Genomic DNA, 15,017 nt, shown 5'->3' on the forward strand with positions numbered 1-15,017 from the left:
GCAACGAGCTTCGAGAGCGTCCGGCGCCCTGCCGGAGCAGCGACGCAGCATGCCGTAGGACCTGAGTCCTAGTGGTTCCTCTCCTCGACCGTGATGATGGTCGCGGAAAGGAGACCGCCATGACCGCTGTCGTGCTCTACGAGTCGATGTTCGGAAACACCAGGCGGATCGCTGAAGCGATCGCCGAGGGACTGGCTCCGGTCACCGCGGTGACCGTCGAGCCGTGCTCGCGAGGCGGGGGAGCGGACGCCGACCTCGTCGTGCTGGGGGCACCGACGCACGCGCACACGCTTCCTCGACCGGAGTCGCGGAAGGAGGCCGCGCGGTGGGCTGACGACCCCGAGCAGCACCTGACGCTCGAGCCGGAGGCGACGGCATCCGGCGTCCGCGAGTGGCTCGAGCAGTTGACGACGCCGCCCGAGGCGTGGGCCGCGTTCGGCACCCGTGTGGACATCCCCCGGATGTTCGCCGGGGATGCGTCGGCCGGCATCCAGCGCAGGCTCCGTCGTCTCGGTTCCGATCCGATCGCCGAATCGGAGTGCTTCGTGGTCACCACGAAGAACACCCTCGTCGACGGCGAACTGGAGCGCGCTCGGGAATGGGGGCGCTCTCTCGGCGAGCACGTCTTCGCTCCACTCGGGGCGGAATGACCTCGACGCGCCCGGCGCGAGTAGCGCTGCTCTGGGTTGAAGGCTTCGTCGCCGTCACGGCCCTCGCCGGGGGCGCGGCGCTCGCGGTCGGCTCGCTCATGCCCGAGCTCGACCTGGTCATCACCCCGCCTGCCGAGTACCTCGACGGCTCGCCGTTCACGAGCTATCTCCTGCCCGGTCTCGCGCTCGGCCTCGTGCTCGGAGGAGTCCACGCGCTCGCCTTCGTGCTGCTGCTCCGACGTCGCCCCGCCGCCCTGTTCGCGGGCGCGGCGGCCGGGTACGCAGCGTTGATCTGGATCTTCGTGCAGATGACCGTGATCCCGTTCAGCGTGTTGCAGGCGGTCTACTTCGCTGCGGGCGCCATCGAACTCGGGCTCGTGCTGCTCGTGCTCGGACTGCTGCCGATCGGCTCCTCACGGCGTCGAAGTGAGCGCAGCGAGAGCAGCGCGAACGCTTGATTGCTGCTCGTGCGCCGGTCGTCCGCCGGTCGTGAGCCATTCCGGCATCGCGCTTCGGGGCGAGCGGCTACACAATGGGCGCATGGACTACGCGGAAGAGCGGCCGCCATCCCGTGCCCTGTCGCCTGAGGAGTGCTGGGAGCGCATCAAGGCCGCACCGTACGGCCGTATCGCTGCGGTCGCAGGCGGACAGCTCGACATCTTTCCGGTGAATCACGGAGTCGACGACGACGGCAGCATCGTGTTCCGCACGGCGGCCGGCACGAAACTGCTTGAACTCACGATCCACCAGCAAGTGGCCTTCGAGATCGACGGCTACACCGACGCCGACGCGTTCAGCGTGGTGGTGAAAGGAACGGCGACCGAGTTCGACAAGCAGCGCGAGGTCTACGCCGCCGAACGGCTCGGCATCACGCCGTGGGCGCCCGAGGAGAAGGATCGCTGGGTGCGGATCATGCCGAGCGAGATCAGCGGCCGAGAGTTCCTGCGCGCGCCGCGAATGTGAGCCGCGACTGTGAGCCGCGACTGTGAGTTCGGTCGGGTTCGCGCCCTCGCGGCGCAAGCTCGACTCCTGTGTCCCGACTGGGATTCGAACCCAGACTGAGGCGATTTTAAGTCGCCTGCCTCTGCCGTTGGGCTACCGGGACTCGCCTGCGAGCCTAGCGGCGGCTCTCTGGCGCCACATACCGCTGCCACAGCCAGGCGGCGAGCACGCACGCCGCGAACCCGACCGGAATCGCGAACGCCGCGACGATCAGCGTTGTCGAACCGGCCATGAGCACGACGGCTGCGAGCAGCACGACCACGAAGGTCGTCACCGCCCATGCCAGGGGCGACCAGGCGAACACGATGCGCCCGGGCAATGCTCTGATCGGCAGCGTCAGCAGCACCGCCGAGCCGAATCCTGCGAGGCAGACCGTAGCGAGGAACTCGCTCAGCGCCGAAGCCCAGAAGCCATCCACTCGCCCCATCGCCGAGTGCGCGATCCACGCGGCGGTGGCGAGTGCCGCCAGCGCGACGAGCTGCGTCAGGGCGATCGCAGCACGCCGTGCGCGCGGGATCTGAAGCGGGATGGTGGTGGCGATCAGCACACCGAGCACGATCGGCGGATGGACGTCGAACATCCTGGAGGCGAGCGTCGCGAGCGCCGCGAGGGCGAGGTACGCGGGCACGAAGCGCTGCCACGTGGCGACGCGAAGCGCGCGCGAGGCGAGGCGTGATGCCAGCGCGACCCCCACGAGATTCAGCACGACGATTCCCGCCCCGATCGCGCCGAGCAGCCGCACATAGCGGGACTCCGGCAGCAGACCGGTCGAGAGGGCTGCCAGGATCGCGGCTCCGAGCACGGCGCCGCCGACCACGATCGCGGGGCGCACGAGCGGACCGTCCTCGCCGGCGGATGCCGCAAGCGGCCGGTTGCGGCCGAAGAACCGCACGCGGGGCCTGCTGCTGCCCGCAGCGAGCAGCATCGCCATGCGCAGGGGCAGCGCGACGAAGACGACGAACACCAGCCCGAGGAACGGGGCGATCGCCCAATTGCCGCGCTCGAAGGCCTCGACCGGTGTCGGAATGTTCCAGCCGAACCCGGTCGGGGTGCCCCAGGTGAGCAGCGGCGGAGTCTCGCCGCGGTCGGGGGCAGGCACGGGCCCGGGGAAGAAAGGATCGGCCGAGGGAGCGGAGGTCGGCCCCTCATCCGGTGACGGCGTCGGATCCACGGCCTCGGGGTCCAACGTCTCCGAGGGCGGCGGCGACGGCGTGCTCGGGAGTGGGGGTTGGGCGCTCGCTGGTGCACGTCCGTAGTGCACCTCGAAGGGCAGGTTCGAAGGGCCGGGATTGCCGGCGGCATCCCATTGCAGCGCGTGCACGAGCCAGGTGCCTCTCGGCACATCGGTTCCCTGGCACGACCACGCGCCGCCTGCCACGAGCGCGGTGCACACCGGGGCGCTCACACCTGATACGAAGACCGAGACCGTCGCGTTGTTCTCTCCGGTGCCCGCATACGTCGTCGGCTGGGTCGTGATGCGCTGACCAGCAGCCGGCGAGGTGACCGTCGGCGCCGGGGGATTGTCGGTGTCGATCGTCAGTGTTCGCGACTGTGGGTGCGACCACCGTGGTGAGGCTCCAGGTGCTCCTTGCTCCACGCTGACGGTGTAGCTGCCGCTGGGAAGCCTGGAGCCATCGCCCGCCATGAGCAGGCAGGTCCAGCTGCCGCCCGAGTCGACCCGTCCGCAGTCGACGGCGGCGCTGGCCGGCCCGGTCGCGGTGGCGCGCACGAGCGCAGACGGGTAGCCGACCCCTTTCACGATACCGATGCCGAGCGCCGGCCCTGAGATGACGGGAGGTCCGAGCACCAGCAGTCGCGTGGTCCACGACTCCAGCGAGTCGCCGTCACGGAACTCGGTCACACGCAATGTCAGTTCGCCGTTGGGCAGCGGCGTCGCGCATGACCAGCGCCCATCGACGGGCGATGCGGATGCCGTGCAGCCCGCTTGCGGCGGCTGCCCCGCCCGCACGATGTCCACGACGATCGTGCTGCCCGCGGTCGCCGTGCCCGAGGCGGTCACCGAGCCGACGGGCAAGAAGCCGTCGGCCGCGGGTGTCGGCGAGAGCGTCACCTCGCCAAGGGCAGTGGCTGCCGAGTCGCCCTGTTCTCCCGGCGATGCCGCGGCAGGAGCGGACAGCGAGAGCGCGATCATCGCCATGAGCGCCACGACCGCCACGCGGGCGACCCGCGTCGCCGTCGCCTCGCGGCGAGCGGTGCGAGGGGCAGCGGACAGGGGGTGCACAGTACGGTCTACCCTAGGCGAGCGTCGACGAATCCAGGCGGCTCTTTCCGGCGCGGGTGCCGTGTCGGAGCGCCGATCGACCGGGGCGCCTGGACTGAACGACGCGCGAGGCGGCGCCACTGCCTCTTGCCCCGTATTCTCGGGCCGTCGGGAGGGTGAGCAAATTTCGGCTCGGGCCTTCGAGAGTGCTCAGAACCCAGCGGATCCAAGGGCTCGCTCCCGTATCATGCCGGTATGGAAACCCTCATCGTCATCGGCGTGATCGTGCTGCTGGTCGTGATCGTCGGCATCTACCTCTGGGCGACGTACAACTCGCTCGTCACGCTCAACGTGCGCGTCGATGAGGCATGGAGCGACATCACCGTGCAGCTCAAGCGCCGCGCGGACCTGATCCCGAACCTCATCGACACCGTGAAGGGATATGCCGCTCATGAGAAAGCCGTCTTCGAGTCGGTGACCCAGGCGCGCGCCGAGACGCTTTCCGCCCACGGGCCGGCCGAGGCATCCGTCGCCGAGAATCACATGCAGCAGGCGCTGAAATCGATCTTCGCGGTCGCCGAGGCGTACCCCCAGTTGCAGGCGAGCCAGAACTTCCTGCAACTGCAGGCCGAACTGGTCGACACCGAAGACAAGATCCAGGCCTCGCGCCGGTTCTACAACGGCGGCGTGCGCGAGCTCAACACCAAGATCAAGCTCTTCCCCAACACGCTGTTCGTTCGGGGGCTGGGCTTCACGGAGCGCGAGTTCTTCGAGGTGGGCGACACCGCCGCGATCGCGGAGCCTCCGCGCGTTCAGTTCTAGTCGGCGGGACGCTGAATGTACCGCGCGATCGCACGGAACAAACGCAATACCGTCTTCATCATCCTGGTCTTCCTGCTGATCATCGGCGGGCTCGGGTTCTTCGCGAACTGGTACTACGGCGATGGCAGTTGGACGATCTTCATCGGAACGATCGTCGGTTCGCTCGCCTACGTGGTGCTGCAGTACTTCGCAGCGGGTCGGCAGGCGGTGGCCATCTCGGGCGGTCGCGAGATCACGAAGGCGGACGAGCCGCGGCTGTATCGCACCGTCGAGAACCTCGCGATCACGAACGGCATGCCCATGCCGAAGGTCTATGTGATCGACGATCCCGCGCCGAACGCGTTCGCCACGGGCCGTGATCCGGAGCACGCCATCGTCGCGGCCACCACCGGGCTGCTCGAGATCATGACCGACTCCGAGCTCGAGGGCGTCATGGCTCACGAGATGGGTCACGTCAAGAACTACGACATCCGCGTCTCGATGATCGTCTTCGGTCTCGTGGTCGTCATCGGTTTCCTCGCCGACATCCTGCTTCGCATGTCGTTCTTCGCCGGGGGCAACCGCAACAACAACAACGCGAACCCGATCATCCTCGTGCTCGGCATCGCCGCGATGCTCATCGCGCCGCTCGTCGCCGGGCTGGTGCAGGCAGCGGTGTCGCGCGAGCGCGAGTACCTGGCCGACGCCACCGGGGCTCTGACCACGCGGCATCCCGAAGCGCTCGCGAGCGCGCTCCACAAGCTGGGGGAGTACGGCAGGCCGATGCGTCGACAGAACACCTCCATGGCGCACATGTGGATCTCAGACCCCACGAAGCCCGGAATCATCGATCGCATGTTCTCGACCCACCCGCCGATTCCCGACCGCATCCGCCGACTTCTCGGCAGCGCAGACCGCTTCTGAGACCGCTTCGCGCCGCCGACGGCTTCTGAGACAGCTCGCGGTTCCGAACGGTTCTGAAACCGGTCTGCGTCGCCGATCGGCCATCACGCTGTGACGAGTGCCGGCTCGGTCAGTCGCTAGCGCAGTGCGGATGCCGCCGCTTCGAGTTCCGCCGAGAGGTCGCCGCGCCCGGAGAACTGCACGCGCTCGAGCCCCTGCCAGCGCATCGCCTGGTCCAGCAGCGGCACGATGCGCTCCACCTCCGCCGTGGCACCCGACTCGCGCCACGCCGACTGCACGAGCAGTGTCTTCCCCTTGCGATCGCTCTTGAGGTCGATGCGCCCCACGAGTCGATCGTCGAGCAGCACCGGCAGCGTGTAGTAGCCGTGCACACGTTTGTGGGCCGGCGTGTAGATCTCGATGCGGTAGTGGAAATCGAAGAGCCGCTCGGCGCGACGCCTGAACCACACGACCGGGTCGAATGGTGAGAGCAGCGCGGCCGCAGTGATCTTGCGCGGCCGTCTCGCGTCGGCGTGAAGGTAGGCGAGGTCGCGCCAGCCGTCCACGGCGACCGGCACCAGCACGCCTCCATCGACGAGCTCGCGGATCGCGGTCATCGTGTCGTCGCGCCGCATGCGGAAGTAATCGGCGAGGTCGGATGCCGTCGCGATGCCGTATGCGCGGGCAGCGCGCTCGACGAGCTGCCGCTTGGCATCGGCTGCCGGAACCTCGAGGTCGAGCACCTCGCGCGGAAGCACTTGGTGCGGCAGCGCATACACGCGCTCGAACCGTTGGCGGCCGGCGGTGGTCACCTCGCCCCGGCGGAACAGATGCTCCATCGCGATCTTCACGTCGGACCACCCCCACCACGGCCCGCGGGAGACGTTCGCGTCGTGCTCGATCTCACTCACGCGAAGGGGGCCCTTCTCGGCAAGCTCATCGAGCAGCCGGTGAGCGAGCGGGCGGTTCGCCTCGAACCACTCCCGCTCCTCTTCGCCGCGGTACCGCTCCATGCGCCAGCGCAGCAGCGGCCACGTCGACACCGGGATCACGGCCGCTTCGTGCGCCACGTACTCCACATGACCCTTGCCGGGCGACAGCGCGAGCTCGTCGAGCAGCGCCCGGTCATACGAACCCAGGCGAGCGAGCGGCGGCAGGTAGTGGCTGCGCTCGAAGACATTCACCGAGTCGAGCTGCAGCAGCCCGAGCTTCTCGATCGTCGATCGAAGACGACGTGCCGTCACAGGCCCGCCCGGCATCAAGCCGAAGCCTTGTGCGGCCACGGCAATGCGCCGGGCGAGAGCAGGCGACACCGAATCGGTCGCGAGGAGGCGAGTCACGTGCCCGATGCTAGCCAGGGCTACCGACATGCTCTCGGGTTGCGCGCCAATACACTGAAGAGGTGGCATTCCGGAAGCGCATCGCGACGACTGAGCGGTCGCGCGCGGAGATCGTGAGCGACTCCCTGCCCATCGGCATGCACATCGCCGGCGCGTGGGCTTGGCGCATCCTCGCGATGCTCGCCGTGCTCGGTGTGGTCGTCTTCCTCGTCATGCAGCTCAGGCTGCTCGTGATCCCGCTCATGGTGGCCGTGCTCATCGCGGCGCTGCTCGTCCCGTTCTGCAACTGGCTGCAGTCGCACCGCTGGCCCAAGGGCCTCGCGGTCGCCGTCTCCGAACTCGGATTGATCGCGGTCGTGGCGGCGTTGGTGTACCTCGTGATCACGCAGGTCGCGGAGGGTGTGCCGTCGCTGCAGACCAAGGCGCTCGAGCGCTACGACGACCTCAAGACCTGGTTGCTCGAGTCGCCGCTGCATCTCACCGAGGCCGACATCAACGGGTATGTGCAGGCGGCGGTCGAGTCCATTCAGCGCGACAGCCAGTTCATCATCTCGGGGGCGACGTCACTCGGGGCGAGCGCCGGGCATTTCATCACCGGCGCACTGCTCGCCCTGTTCGCGACGCTGTTCATGCTGATCGACGGTCGAAGCATCTGGCACTGGGTCGTCAGGGTTTTCCCGCGCCGCGCGCGCCCGGCGATCATGGGCGGAGGCCAGGCCGGCTGGGTCACGCTCACCAACTTCGTGAAGGTGCAGATCTTCGTCGCCTTCGTCGATGCCGTCGGCATCGGCATCGGGGCAGCCATCCTGCAGCTTCCGCTCGTGATCCCGATCGCGGTGGCGGTGTTCCTCGGCTCGTTCGTGCCCATCATCGGTGCCCTCGTCTCGGGCGCGCTGGCCGTGCTCGTGGCGCTCCTCTACTACGACATCTGGATCGCGCTCATCATGCTCGGGATCGTGCTGCTCGTGCAGCAGATCGAGGGGCACGTGCTGCAACCGCTGATCATGGGCTCGGCGGTCAAGGTGCACCCGCTCGCCGTCGTGCTGGCGGTCGCGGGCGGCGGCATGCTCGCCGGCATCCCTGGCACCCTGTTCGCGGTGCCAGTCATCGCGACCCTCAACGTCATCGTGAAGTACATCGCCTCCGGGCAGTGGCGCACGAACCCCCATCCGCAACTGAAGGATGTGATCGCGGATGCATGAGCACGCGGCGCCCGCTGATGCCGCGACGGTCTTCGCCGGGCCTTCGCTCGCCGAGTTCGAGGCGGCCCGTGAAGTCGTCTCGCGGGCGGCCGACCCGACCCCCATGGAGAGCTCGCGCTACCTCGCCGAGGTGCTCGGCCACCCGGTCTCGCTGAAGTGCGAGAACCTGCAGCGCACGGGGTCGTACAAGATCCGCGGCGCGTACAACCGCATGGCGCGGCTGAGCGACGAGGAGCGCGCGAGGGGAGTGGTCGCGGCATCCGCTGGAAACCACGCCCAGGGCGTCGCCTTCGCAGCGCGCGAACTCGGCATCAAGGCGACGATCTTCATGCCCGTCGGCGTCGCCCTGCCGAAGCTGCAGGCGACCCGCGCCTATGGCGCGGAGGTGGTGCTGAGCGGGCACACCGTCGACCAGCCGCTTCGTGCCGCTGCCGAGTTCGCAGCCTCCACCGGCGCCGTGCTGATCCCGCCGTTCGACCACTACGACGTCGTGATGGGGCAGGGCACGCTCGGTCTCGAGATCCTCGATCAGGTACCGGACGTCGCGACCATCGTCGTGCCGATCGGCGGTGGCGGGCTCATCGCCGGCATCGCGAGCGCGGTCAAGCAGCGCGCGGCCGCCGAGGGCAAGCGCATCAAGGTGATCGGCGTGCAGGCTGAGAACGCCGCGCCCTATCCGCTGTCACTCGAACGCGGTGAACCGGTGGACATCGAGATCACTCCCACCATCGCCGATGGCATCGCGGTGTCGAAGCCGGGCGCGCTGAACTTCGAGATCGTGCGCCAGGCCGTCGACGACGTGGTGACCGTCGATGACGACGAGATCGCGAAGGCGCTCCTCGTGCTGATCGAGCGCGCGAAGCTCGTGGTCGAACCCGCGGGTGCCGTGGGCGTGGCGGCGATCCTCAGCGGCAAGATCGACGCGACCGGCCCGACGGTCGCCGTGCTGAGCGGCGGCAACATCGACCCGCTCATGCTCGAGCGCATCGTGAGTCATGGGCTCGCCGCGTCGGAACGGTACCTGAAGCTTCGGATCCCGCTGCCCGACCGCCCAGGACAGCTCGCAAGGACGGCCGAGATCGTCGCCGAGCAGAACGCGAACGTCGTCGAAGTGCTGCACACCAGGCATGGCGGCGGCCTGCAGATCAGCCAGGTCGAACTTGAACTGCACATCGAGACGCGCGGGCCGGAGCACGCCGAGCGGGTGCTCGCGGCCCTGCGGTCTGCGGGCTATTCACCGCGATCGGTGTGACCGCCGCGGCGGATCATTTAGCGATCAGCGATCAGCGATGGCCGTGCGAGCCGAGGCGCCAAGCCTGCAGTCGGCTAACTGCCCGCGGCGCAACGGAGACGCATCAGCCCGCGAAGCTCTCGACCTTCAAGACCTTGACGGTGATCTCTTTGCCATTCGGCGCGATGTAGCTGGTGGTGTCGCCGGCCTTGCGGCCCATGATTGCCGCACCTAGCGGGCTCTGCTCGCTGTACACGTCGAGGTCGCTGTCGCCCGCGATCTCGCGGCTGCCGAGCACGAACGTCGACTCGTCGCCGAGAATCTCAGCGGTGATCAGGGTGCCCGGGGCGACTGTGCCGTCGCTGGCCGGGGGCTCGCCGACCGTCGCAGTGCGAAGCAGCTCGGTCAGCTGACGGATGCGGGCCTCCATCTTGCCCTGCTCGTCCTTGGCCGCGTGATAGCCGCCGTTCTCCTTGAGGTCGCCTTCTTCGCGCGCAGCCTCGATGCGCTTCGCGATCTCGGTGCGGCCTTCGCCGCTGAGCTGCGCGAGCTCTGCACTCAGCCGGTCGTACGCCTCCTGGGTCAGCCAGGTGACCGAAGTGTCAGACATACTGCTCCTCATACGAAATGAGACCGGCCGTTCGGCCGGTCCCTGGTGAATGCCACATTCTACTGCGACCAGCAGTGGTGGATCAACCCTGTCGTCGCCGGCTGCATGACGCGCACCGTCTCGCTGAACGCCCTGACATGCCGGTCGGATGCCGGGATGTCGACGATCTTCCAGCCGACGATGTTCTTCGACTCGCTGAGCGCCTGCACAGCGCACTGCACCGGCGTACCGGGTTCGACGGTCAGCTGCCAGCGCACTTCGACCTCGTTCGCGCTCTCGTCCACCGAGTAGCCGGTCGTCCGCGAGTCGATCTCGGCGCCGGGGGAGAGGAGCCCTGCCCATACGACCCACGCGACGAAGACGAGAGCCACGGCGCCGCCGAAGACCCACAGCATCCGTCGATCCCGTTGCGCCCTTTCGGGCGTTCGGCCGTACCGTTCTTGCAGCCGCGACGCCTGGTCAGTCACGCACACTCCTCGCGATTAGTCTTGAACAAGGCTATTCCGACTGGCTGAGGAGTTCTGTGACCCTGCGATTGCTCGCCATCCACGCGCATCCCGACGACGAGTCGAGCAAGGGCGCGGCGACGAGCGCGTACTATGCGAGCCGCGGAGCGCGGGTCATCGTGGTGAGCTGCACCGGGGGCGAGCGCGGGAGCGTCCTCAACGAGCAGTTGGGCGACCAGGCCAGAGCGCAGGCCGAGCGCGACATGGGCGGGCTGCGCCGGGAGGAGATGCGGGCAGCCCAAGAGGCTCTCGGGATCGAGCACCGATGGCTCGGCTACGAAGACAGCGGGCTGCCGGGACCAGACGAACCGCTTCCGCCCGGATCGTTCGCCACTGTGCCGGTCGAGCTCTCCGCCGAGCCGCTGGTGCGCCTGGTGCGCGAGGTGCGCCCCCACGTGATCGTCAGCTATGACGAGAACGGCGGCTACCCGCATCCGGACCACATCCGCACCCACGAGGTGGCGATGGCGGCGTGGAACCTCTCGGGCGACAGCAGTGCCTACCCCGAGGCGGGCGAGCCCTGGGAGATCAAGAAGTTCTACTACGACCGCGCATTCAATCCTTCGCGCGCTCGCGCGGTGTACGACCTGATGCTCGAGCGCGAGCCGGATTCGCCGCTCACGTCAGAGCTGCACCGCATCATCGAGTGGATCGGCGACCGGGTCGACACGGCCACGACGCGCGTACCGTGCGGCGAGTTCTTCGAGGCGAGGGATGCTGCGCTCCGGGCGCACGCGAGCCAGGTGTCGCCCGAGAGCCCCTTCTTCTTCTGGCCGAACCATCTGCTGCGCGAGGCGTGGCCGACCGAGGACTACGAGCTCGCGCACTCGCGCGTGCACTCCGACCTGCCCGAGACCGACCTGTTCGCGGGCATCGATGACGAGGAGGAGCAGGCATGAGCCCGCTCACTGCGACCGTGCTGTTCGCCGAGGTGCGAGAAGAAGACGTCACTCCGGGTGTGATCGGCTTCCTCGTCACCTTCGCGGTCATGGCGGCCGTCGTCCTGCTCATCGTCGACATGGCGCGCCGAGTGCGTCGCACCAACCAGCGCGCCGAGATCCGTGAGAGGCTCCGCGCCGAGTACGAGGCGGAGCAGGCGGGTGAGGCAGGCTCGCTCGCAGGGGACGATGAGCTCGGCGGTGCGGATGCCGCGGCATCCGACGACGAGCCGCCGACGCGTCCCTAGTACCGAGCTTCAGCGGCTTCAGCGGCTTCAGCGGCTTCAGCGCCTTCAGCGGCTTCAGCGCCCTCAGGGGTGCGCGACTATGGGTCGCGCAGTTGCGCGGTTGCCTACTGGAACAGCGGCGGATGGATCGCGATCAGCAGAATCGCGGTCCAGTGGCAGAGGAACGCCAGCACCGTGAAGATGTGGAAGATCTCGTGGAAGCCGAAGACGCCCGGCACGGGGTTCGGACGCTTCAGCGCGTACACCACGGCACCGACCGAGTACAGCAGACCACCGGCGATGACGAGCACCATCATGGCGACATTCGCGAGCATGAGGTCGTAGAGGTACATGACCGCTGCCCAGCCGAGCAGAAGGTACAGCGGCACGTAGATCCAGCGGGGCGCGTTGAGCCAGAACATGCGGAACCCGATGCCGAGCAGGGCGCCTGTCCATACGGCGACGAGCAGCACGATGCCCTTACCCGGAGGCAGCGCCAGCAGTGCGATGGGCGTGTACGTGCCCGCGATGAGCAGCATGATGTTCGCGTGGTCGATGCGCTTCAGAATGCGCTTCGCCGGCGGCTTCCAATCGAAGCGGTGATACGTCGCTGACAAGCCGAACAGCAGCAGCGATGTCGCGAAGAACACCGCCGATCCCCACTTTGCGGCAGCTCCGTCGGCCAGCACGACGAGTACGACGCCGCAGGCGACGACCACGGGCAGGATGCCGGCGTGGACCCAGCCGCGCCACGTCGGCTTCACCTCCGTCGGTGGTTCCGCGTGATGCTCGACCGAATCGTCGAGCAGGGGGAGCTTGGGCATTTCGGGCCCCTCAACGCGCTCGTCGAGCCCGGAGGGGGAGGTCGATTCCGGTCGCGCCATTTCGCCATGATACGAGCGGTGTGCAACGGCAAGCTGTGAGCGATTCCGATAACGTGGCACCGTGCAGAATCGCAGGTCGGCTGTGGGTCGCGGTTTCCTTTACGGCCTGTACTCCCGCCGCCTCCGCCGGGAACTCGCCGGATTGAGGCTGCCGCGCCACGTCGCGATGATCATCGACGGCAACCGGCGGTGGGCGAAGCAGCGACTGCTCGAGACCGCCGCGCATGGGCACCGCGCCGGCGCCGAGAAGGTGCGCGAATTCCTGTCGTGGTGCGATGAGCTCGGCATCAAGGTGGCGACGCTCTATCTGTTGTCGAGCGACAATCTGTCGCACCGCGATCCCGAGGAACTGCGCCAGCTCTTCGACATCATCGGCGACCTCGCCGACGAGTTGTCGCGCACGCGCGACTGGCGGATCAAGCATGTCGGCCGGGCAGAGGGTCTCCCGACACCCCTGGTCGAGGCGCTCGAGGCGGCCGAGGCTCGCACCGCCGGCAACCGCGGGCTCCACGTGAACCTGGCGGTCGGCTACGGCGGCAGGCGCGAGATCTCGGATGCCGTGCACAGCATCATCGACGAGCACAGCGCTCAGGGGGGCACCCTCGATGACCTCGGCGAACTCCTCACCCCGGAGAACATCGGCGAGCACCTCTACACGAGCGGCCAGCCGGAGCTCGATCTGATCATCCGCACCTCCGGCGAGCAACGGCTGAGCGACTTCATGCTGTGGCAGAGCGCCCACAGCGAGCTGTACTTCATGGAGGCGCTCGGTCCTGACCTGCGCGAGATCGACTTCCTCCGGGCGCTGCGCGACTACGGCGGCCGCGACCGGCGCTACGGGTCGTAGTTCCGGGGCGTCGCGCCGCGGCATCCGGCACGCCTCTCCGCTCGGCGCGCTTGGCGTGCTCGGCTCCGCATCGTGCCGTTCACCTGACCGTCACCGTTCAGCGGTGTGTCGCGCAGGGACGAGCGCGGTCGCGCCACGTAGTTTCAAGCCATCAGGCACCGCGCCTGGTCGGGACGGCCACACGATCGTTCCGCGACCGACGGCCGTCACGAGACTGGATCCGGGTGGATCGCGCCCGGGGATGGAGTGGCCATGGTCGACACCAACACCCCCCAACGGCAGACGGGAACGGCGGGGAAGCCGAACGCCCGTACGACCGAGCGAACCTATGTGCTCGATACTTCGGTGCTGCTGAGCGATCCCGATGCGATGTTCCGCTTCGCGGAGCACGCGGTCGTGCTGCCGGTCGTCGTGATCGCCGAACTCGAGGGCAAGCGGCACGACCCGGAGCTCGGGTACTTCGCCAGGCGCGCCCTGCGTAATCTCGATGAGCTGCGCGTGCAGCACGAACGGCTCGACTTCCCGATTCCGGTCGGCGAGCTCGGCGGTTCGATCCGGGTGGAACTGAACCACTCGAACCAGGCGGTGCTGCCGAGCGGATTGCAGCTCGGCGACAACGACTCGCGCATCCTGGCCGTCGCCATGAACCTCGCCGGAGACGGCCTCGCCGTGACCGTGGTGTCGAAAGACATGCCGATGCGTGTCAAGGCAGCGTCGATCGGGCTCGCCGCCGAGGAGTACCGGGCCGAGCAGGCAGTCGACTCCGGGTGGACGGGGCAGGCGGAACTCTCGCTCAGCGGCGACGAGATGGCCGACCTGTACGAGCACGAACGACTCGAGGTGCCCGCAGCCGCCGAGCTGCCGGCCAACACGGGGCTCGTGCTGCAGTCCGAGCGCGGCTCGGCGCTCGGCCGCGTCGCGCACGGCGGCGCGATCTCGCTCGTGCGAGGTGATCGCGACGTGTTCGGGCTGCACGGACGGTCGGCTGAGCAGCGGCTCGCGATCGACCTGCTGCTCGACCCCGAGATCGGCATCCTCTCCATCGGCGGTCGCGCTGGCACTGGCAAGTCGGCGCTTGCGCTCTGCGCAGGGCTCGAGGCAGTGCTTGAGCGCCAGCAGCACCGCAAGATCATGGTCTTCCGGCCGCTGTACGCGGTCGGGGGGCAAGAACTCGGCTACCTGCCCGGAGACCATGCCGAGAAGATGAACCCGTGGGCACAAGCCGTGTTCGACACGCTCGGGGCGGTGGTCAGCGAGAACGTACTGGATGAGGTCGTGGAGCGCGGCATCCTCGAGGTGCTGCCGCTCACGCACATCCGCGGACGCTCGCTGCACGACGCGTTCGTGATCGTCGACGAGGCGCAATCGCTCGAACGCAACGTGCTGCTGACGATGCTCAGCCGAATCGGGCAGAACTCGCGCGTGGTGCTCACGCACGATGTCGCGCAGCGCGACAACCTGCGCGTCGGGCGCCACGACGGCATCCACTCGGTGATCGAAGCGCTCAAGGGGCACCCGCTCTTCGCACACATCACGCTCACCAGGTCTGAGCGCAGCGCGATCGCCGCCCTCGTCACCGACCTGCTCGAAGGCGGTGCCCCAGCCCGCTGACTCCTGGCACGAGCCGCGAGACTACGCGAATGACCAGCAGCCCC

General features: G+C 68.2%; 16 protein-coding genes and 1 tRNA gene. 11 read left to right on the plus strand and 6 right to left on the minus strand.

Annotated features, from left to right (window positions below; genetic code table 11):
• The first annotated feature begins 119 nt into the window (after positions 1-119).
• The 3 genes from ABV606_RS09485 to ABV606_RS09495 all read left to right on the plus strand — a co-directional run bounded on the left by ABV606_RS09485 (position 120) and on the right by ABV606_RS09495 (position 1,613).
• Complete coding sequence (locus ABV606_RS09485) at positions 120-650, plus strand: flavodoxin family protein (RefSeq protein ID WP_353987510.1); 531 nt, start codon at positions 120-122, stop codon at positions 648-650.
• Complete coding sequence (locus tag ABV606_RS09490; protein WP_353987511.1) at positions 647-1,108, plus strand: hypothetical protein; 462 nt, start codon at positions 647-649, stop codon at positions 1,106-1,108. The genes ABV606_RS09485 and ABV606_RS09490 overlap by 4 nt, the downstream gene beginning before the upstream one ends.
• A gap of 82 nt (positions 1,109-1,190) precedes the next feature.
• The gene (locus tag ABV606_RS09495) at positions 1,191-1,613 is read left to right on the plus strand and encodes a pyridoxamine 5'-phosphate oxidase family protein (RefSeq protein ID WP_281489302.1); all 423 of its coding nucleotides are present in this window, start codon (positions 1,191-1,193) and stop codon (positions 1,611-1,613) included.
• A 69-nt stretch (positions 1,614-1,682) separates the two neighbouring features.
• Here the strand turns inward: ABV606_RS09495 and ABV606_RS09500 are convergent.
• Positions 1,683-1,755, minus strand: a tRNA-Leu gene (locus ABV606_RS09500).
• Between the two features lie 12 nt (positions 1,756-1,767).
• Positions 1,768-3,894, minus strand: coding sequence for a hypothetical protein (locus ABV606_RS09505; RefSeq protein WP_353987512.1), 2,127 nt, complete (start codon positions 3,892-3,894; stop codon positions 1,768-1,770).
• 234 nt (positions 3,895-4,128) lie between these two features.
• Here ABV606_RS09505 and ABV606_RS09510 point away from each other — a divergent pair, with 234 nt between their 5' ends.
• Both ABV606_RS09510 and ABV606_RS09515 read left to right on the plus strand, forming a co-directional pair.
• Entirely contained in the window at positions 4,129-4,695 is a 567-nt protein-coding gene (locus tag ABV606_RS09510; protein ID WP_281489300.1) for a LemA family protein, read from the plus strand.
• Positions 4,696-4,710: 15 nt separating this feature from the next.
• Positions 4,711-5,598 carry a M48 family metalloprotease gene (locus tag ABV606_RS09515; RefSeq protein WP_281489299.1) on the plus strand — a complete coding sequence of 296 codons (888 nt, stop codon included), beginning with the start codon at positions 4,711-4,713 and terminating at the stop codon, positions 5,596-5,598.
• A gap of 116 nt (positions 5,599-5,714) precedes the next feature.
• Here the strand turns inward: ABV606_RS09515 and ABV606_RS09520 are convergent, their stop codons facing one another.
• Positions 5,715-6,917 carry a winged helix-turn-helix domain-containing protein gene (locus ABV606_RS09520; protein WP_353987513.1) on the minus strand — a complete coding sequence of 401 codons (1,203 nt, stop codon included), beginning with the start codon at positions 6,915-6,917 and terminating at the stop codon, positions 5,715-5,717.
• Between the two features lie 62 nt (positions 6,918-6,979).
• Here ABV606_RS09520 and ABV606_RS09525 point away from each other — a divergent pair, with 62 nt between their 5' ends.
• Both ABV606_RS09525 and ilvA read left to right on the plus strand, forming a co-directional pair.
• On the plus strand, positions 6,980-8,119 hold the full coding sequence (locus ABV606_RS09525; RefSeq protein WP_281489297.1) for an AI-2E family transporter: 1,140 nt from the start codon (positions 6,980-6,982) through the stop codon (positions 8,117-8,119).
• Complete coding sequence (ilvA, locus tag ABV606_RS09530) at positions 8,112-9,371, plus strand: threonine ammonia-lyase (RefSeq protein WP_281489296.1); 1,260 nt, start codon at positions 8,112-8,114, stop codon at positions 9,369-9,371. The genes ABV606_RS09525 and ilvA overlap by 8 nt, the downstream gene beginning before the upstream one ends.
• 103 nt (positions 9,372-9,474) lie before the next feature.
• Here ilvA and greA read toward each other — a convergent pair whose 3' ends face one another.
• Positions 9,475-9,960: a transcription elongation factor GreA gene (gene greA, locus ABV606_RS09535; protein ID WP_281489295.1), complete on the minus strand. Its 486-nt coding sequence runs from the start codon at positions 9,958-9,960 to the stop codon at positions 9,475-9,477.
• Between the two features lie 59 nt (positions 9,961-10,019).
• Entirely contained in the window at positions 10,020-10,427 is a 408-nt protein-coding gene (locus ABV606_RS09540) for a DUF4307 domain-containing protein (RefSeq protein WP_281489294.1), read from the minus strand.
• A gap of 56 nt (positions 10,428-10,483) precedes the next feature.
• Here ABV606_RS09540 and mca point away from each other — a divergent pair, with 56 nt between their 5' ends.
• Positions 10,484-11,365 carry a mycothiol conjugate amidase Mca gene (mca, locus tag ABV606_RS09545; protein WP_353987514.1) on the plus strand — a complete coding sequence of 294 codons (882 nt, stop codon included), beginning with the start codon at positions 10,484-10,486 and terminating at the stop codon, positions 11,363-11,365.
• Positions 11,362-11,652 carry a hypothetical protein gene (locus ABV606_RS09550; protein WP_353987515.1) on the plus strand — a complete coding sequence of 97 codons (291 nt, stop codon included), beginning with the start codon at positions 11,362-11,364 and terminating at the stop codon, positions 11,650-11,652. The genes mca and ABV606_RS09550 overlap by 4 nt, the downstream gene beginning before the upstream one ends.
• Before the next feature lie 104 nt (positions 11,653-11,756).
• Here ABV606_RS09550 and trhA read toward each other — a convergent pair whose 3' ends face one another.
• Entirely contained in the window at positions 11,757-12,455 is a 699-nt protein-coding gene (gene trhA / locus ABV606_RS09555) for a PAQR family membrane homeostasis protein TrhA (RefSeq protein WP_353987516.1), read from the minus strand.
• A gap of 121 nt (positions 12,456-12,576) precedes the next feature.
• Between trhA and ABV606_RS09560 the strand changes: the two genes are divergently transcribed.
• Together ABV606_RS09560 and ABV606_RS09565 are read left to right on the plus strand one after the other, a co-directional pair.
• Positions 12,577-13,362: an isoprenyl transferase gene (locus tag ABV606_RS09560; protein WP_281489291.1), complete on the plus strand. Its 786-nt coding sequence runs from the start codon at positions 12,577-12,579 to the stop codon at positions 13,360-13,362.
• 252 nt (positions 13,363-13,614) lie between these two features.
• A complete protein-coding gene (locus tag ABV606_RS09565) occupies positions 13,615-14,973 on the plus strand; it encodes a PhoH family protein (RefSeq protein ID WP_353987517.1) in 1,359 nt (452 codons plus the stop codon).
• Positions 14,974-15,017: the final 44 nt, after the last annotated feature.

Origin of the sequence: Ruicaihuangia caeni (assembly GCF_040536845.1) — a bacterium.
Lineage (GTDB): Bacteria > Actinomycetota > Actinomycetes > Actinomycetales > Microbacteriaceae > Ruicaihuangia > Ruicaihuangia caeni.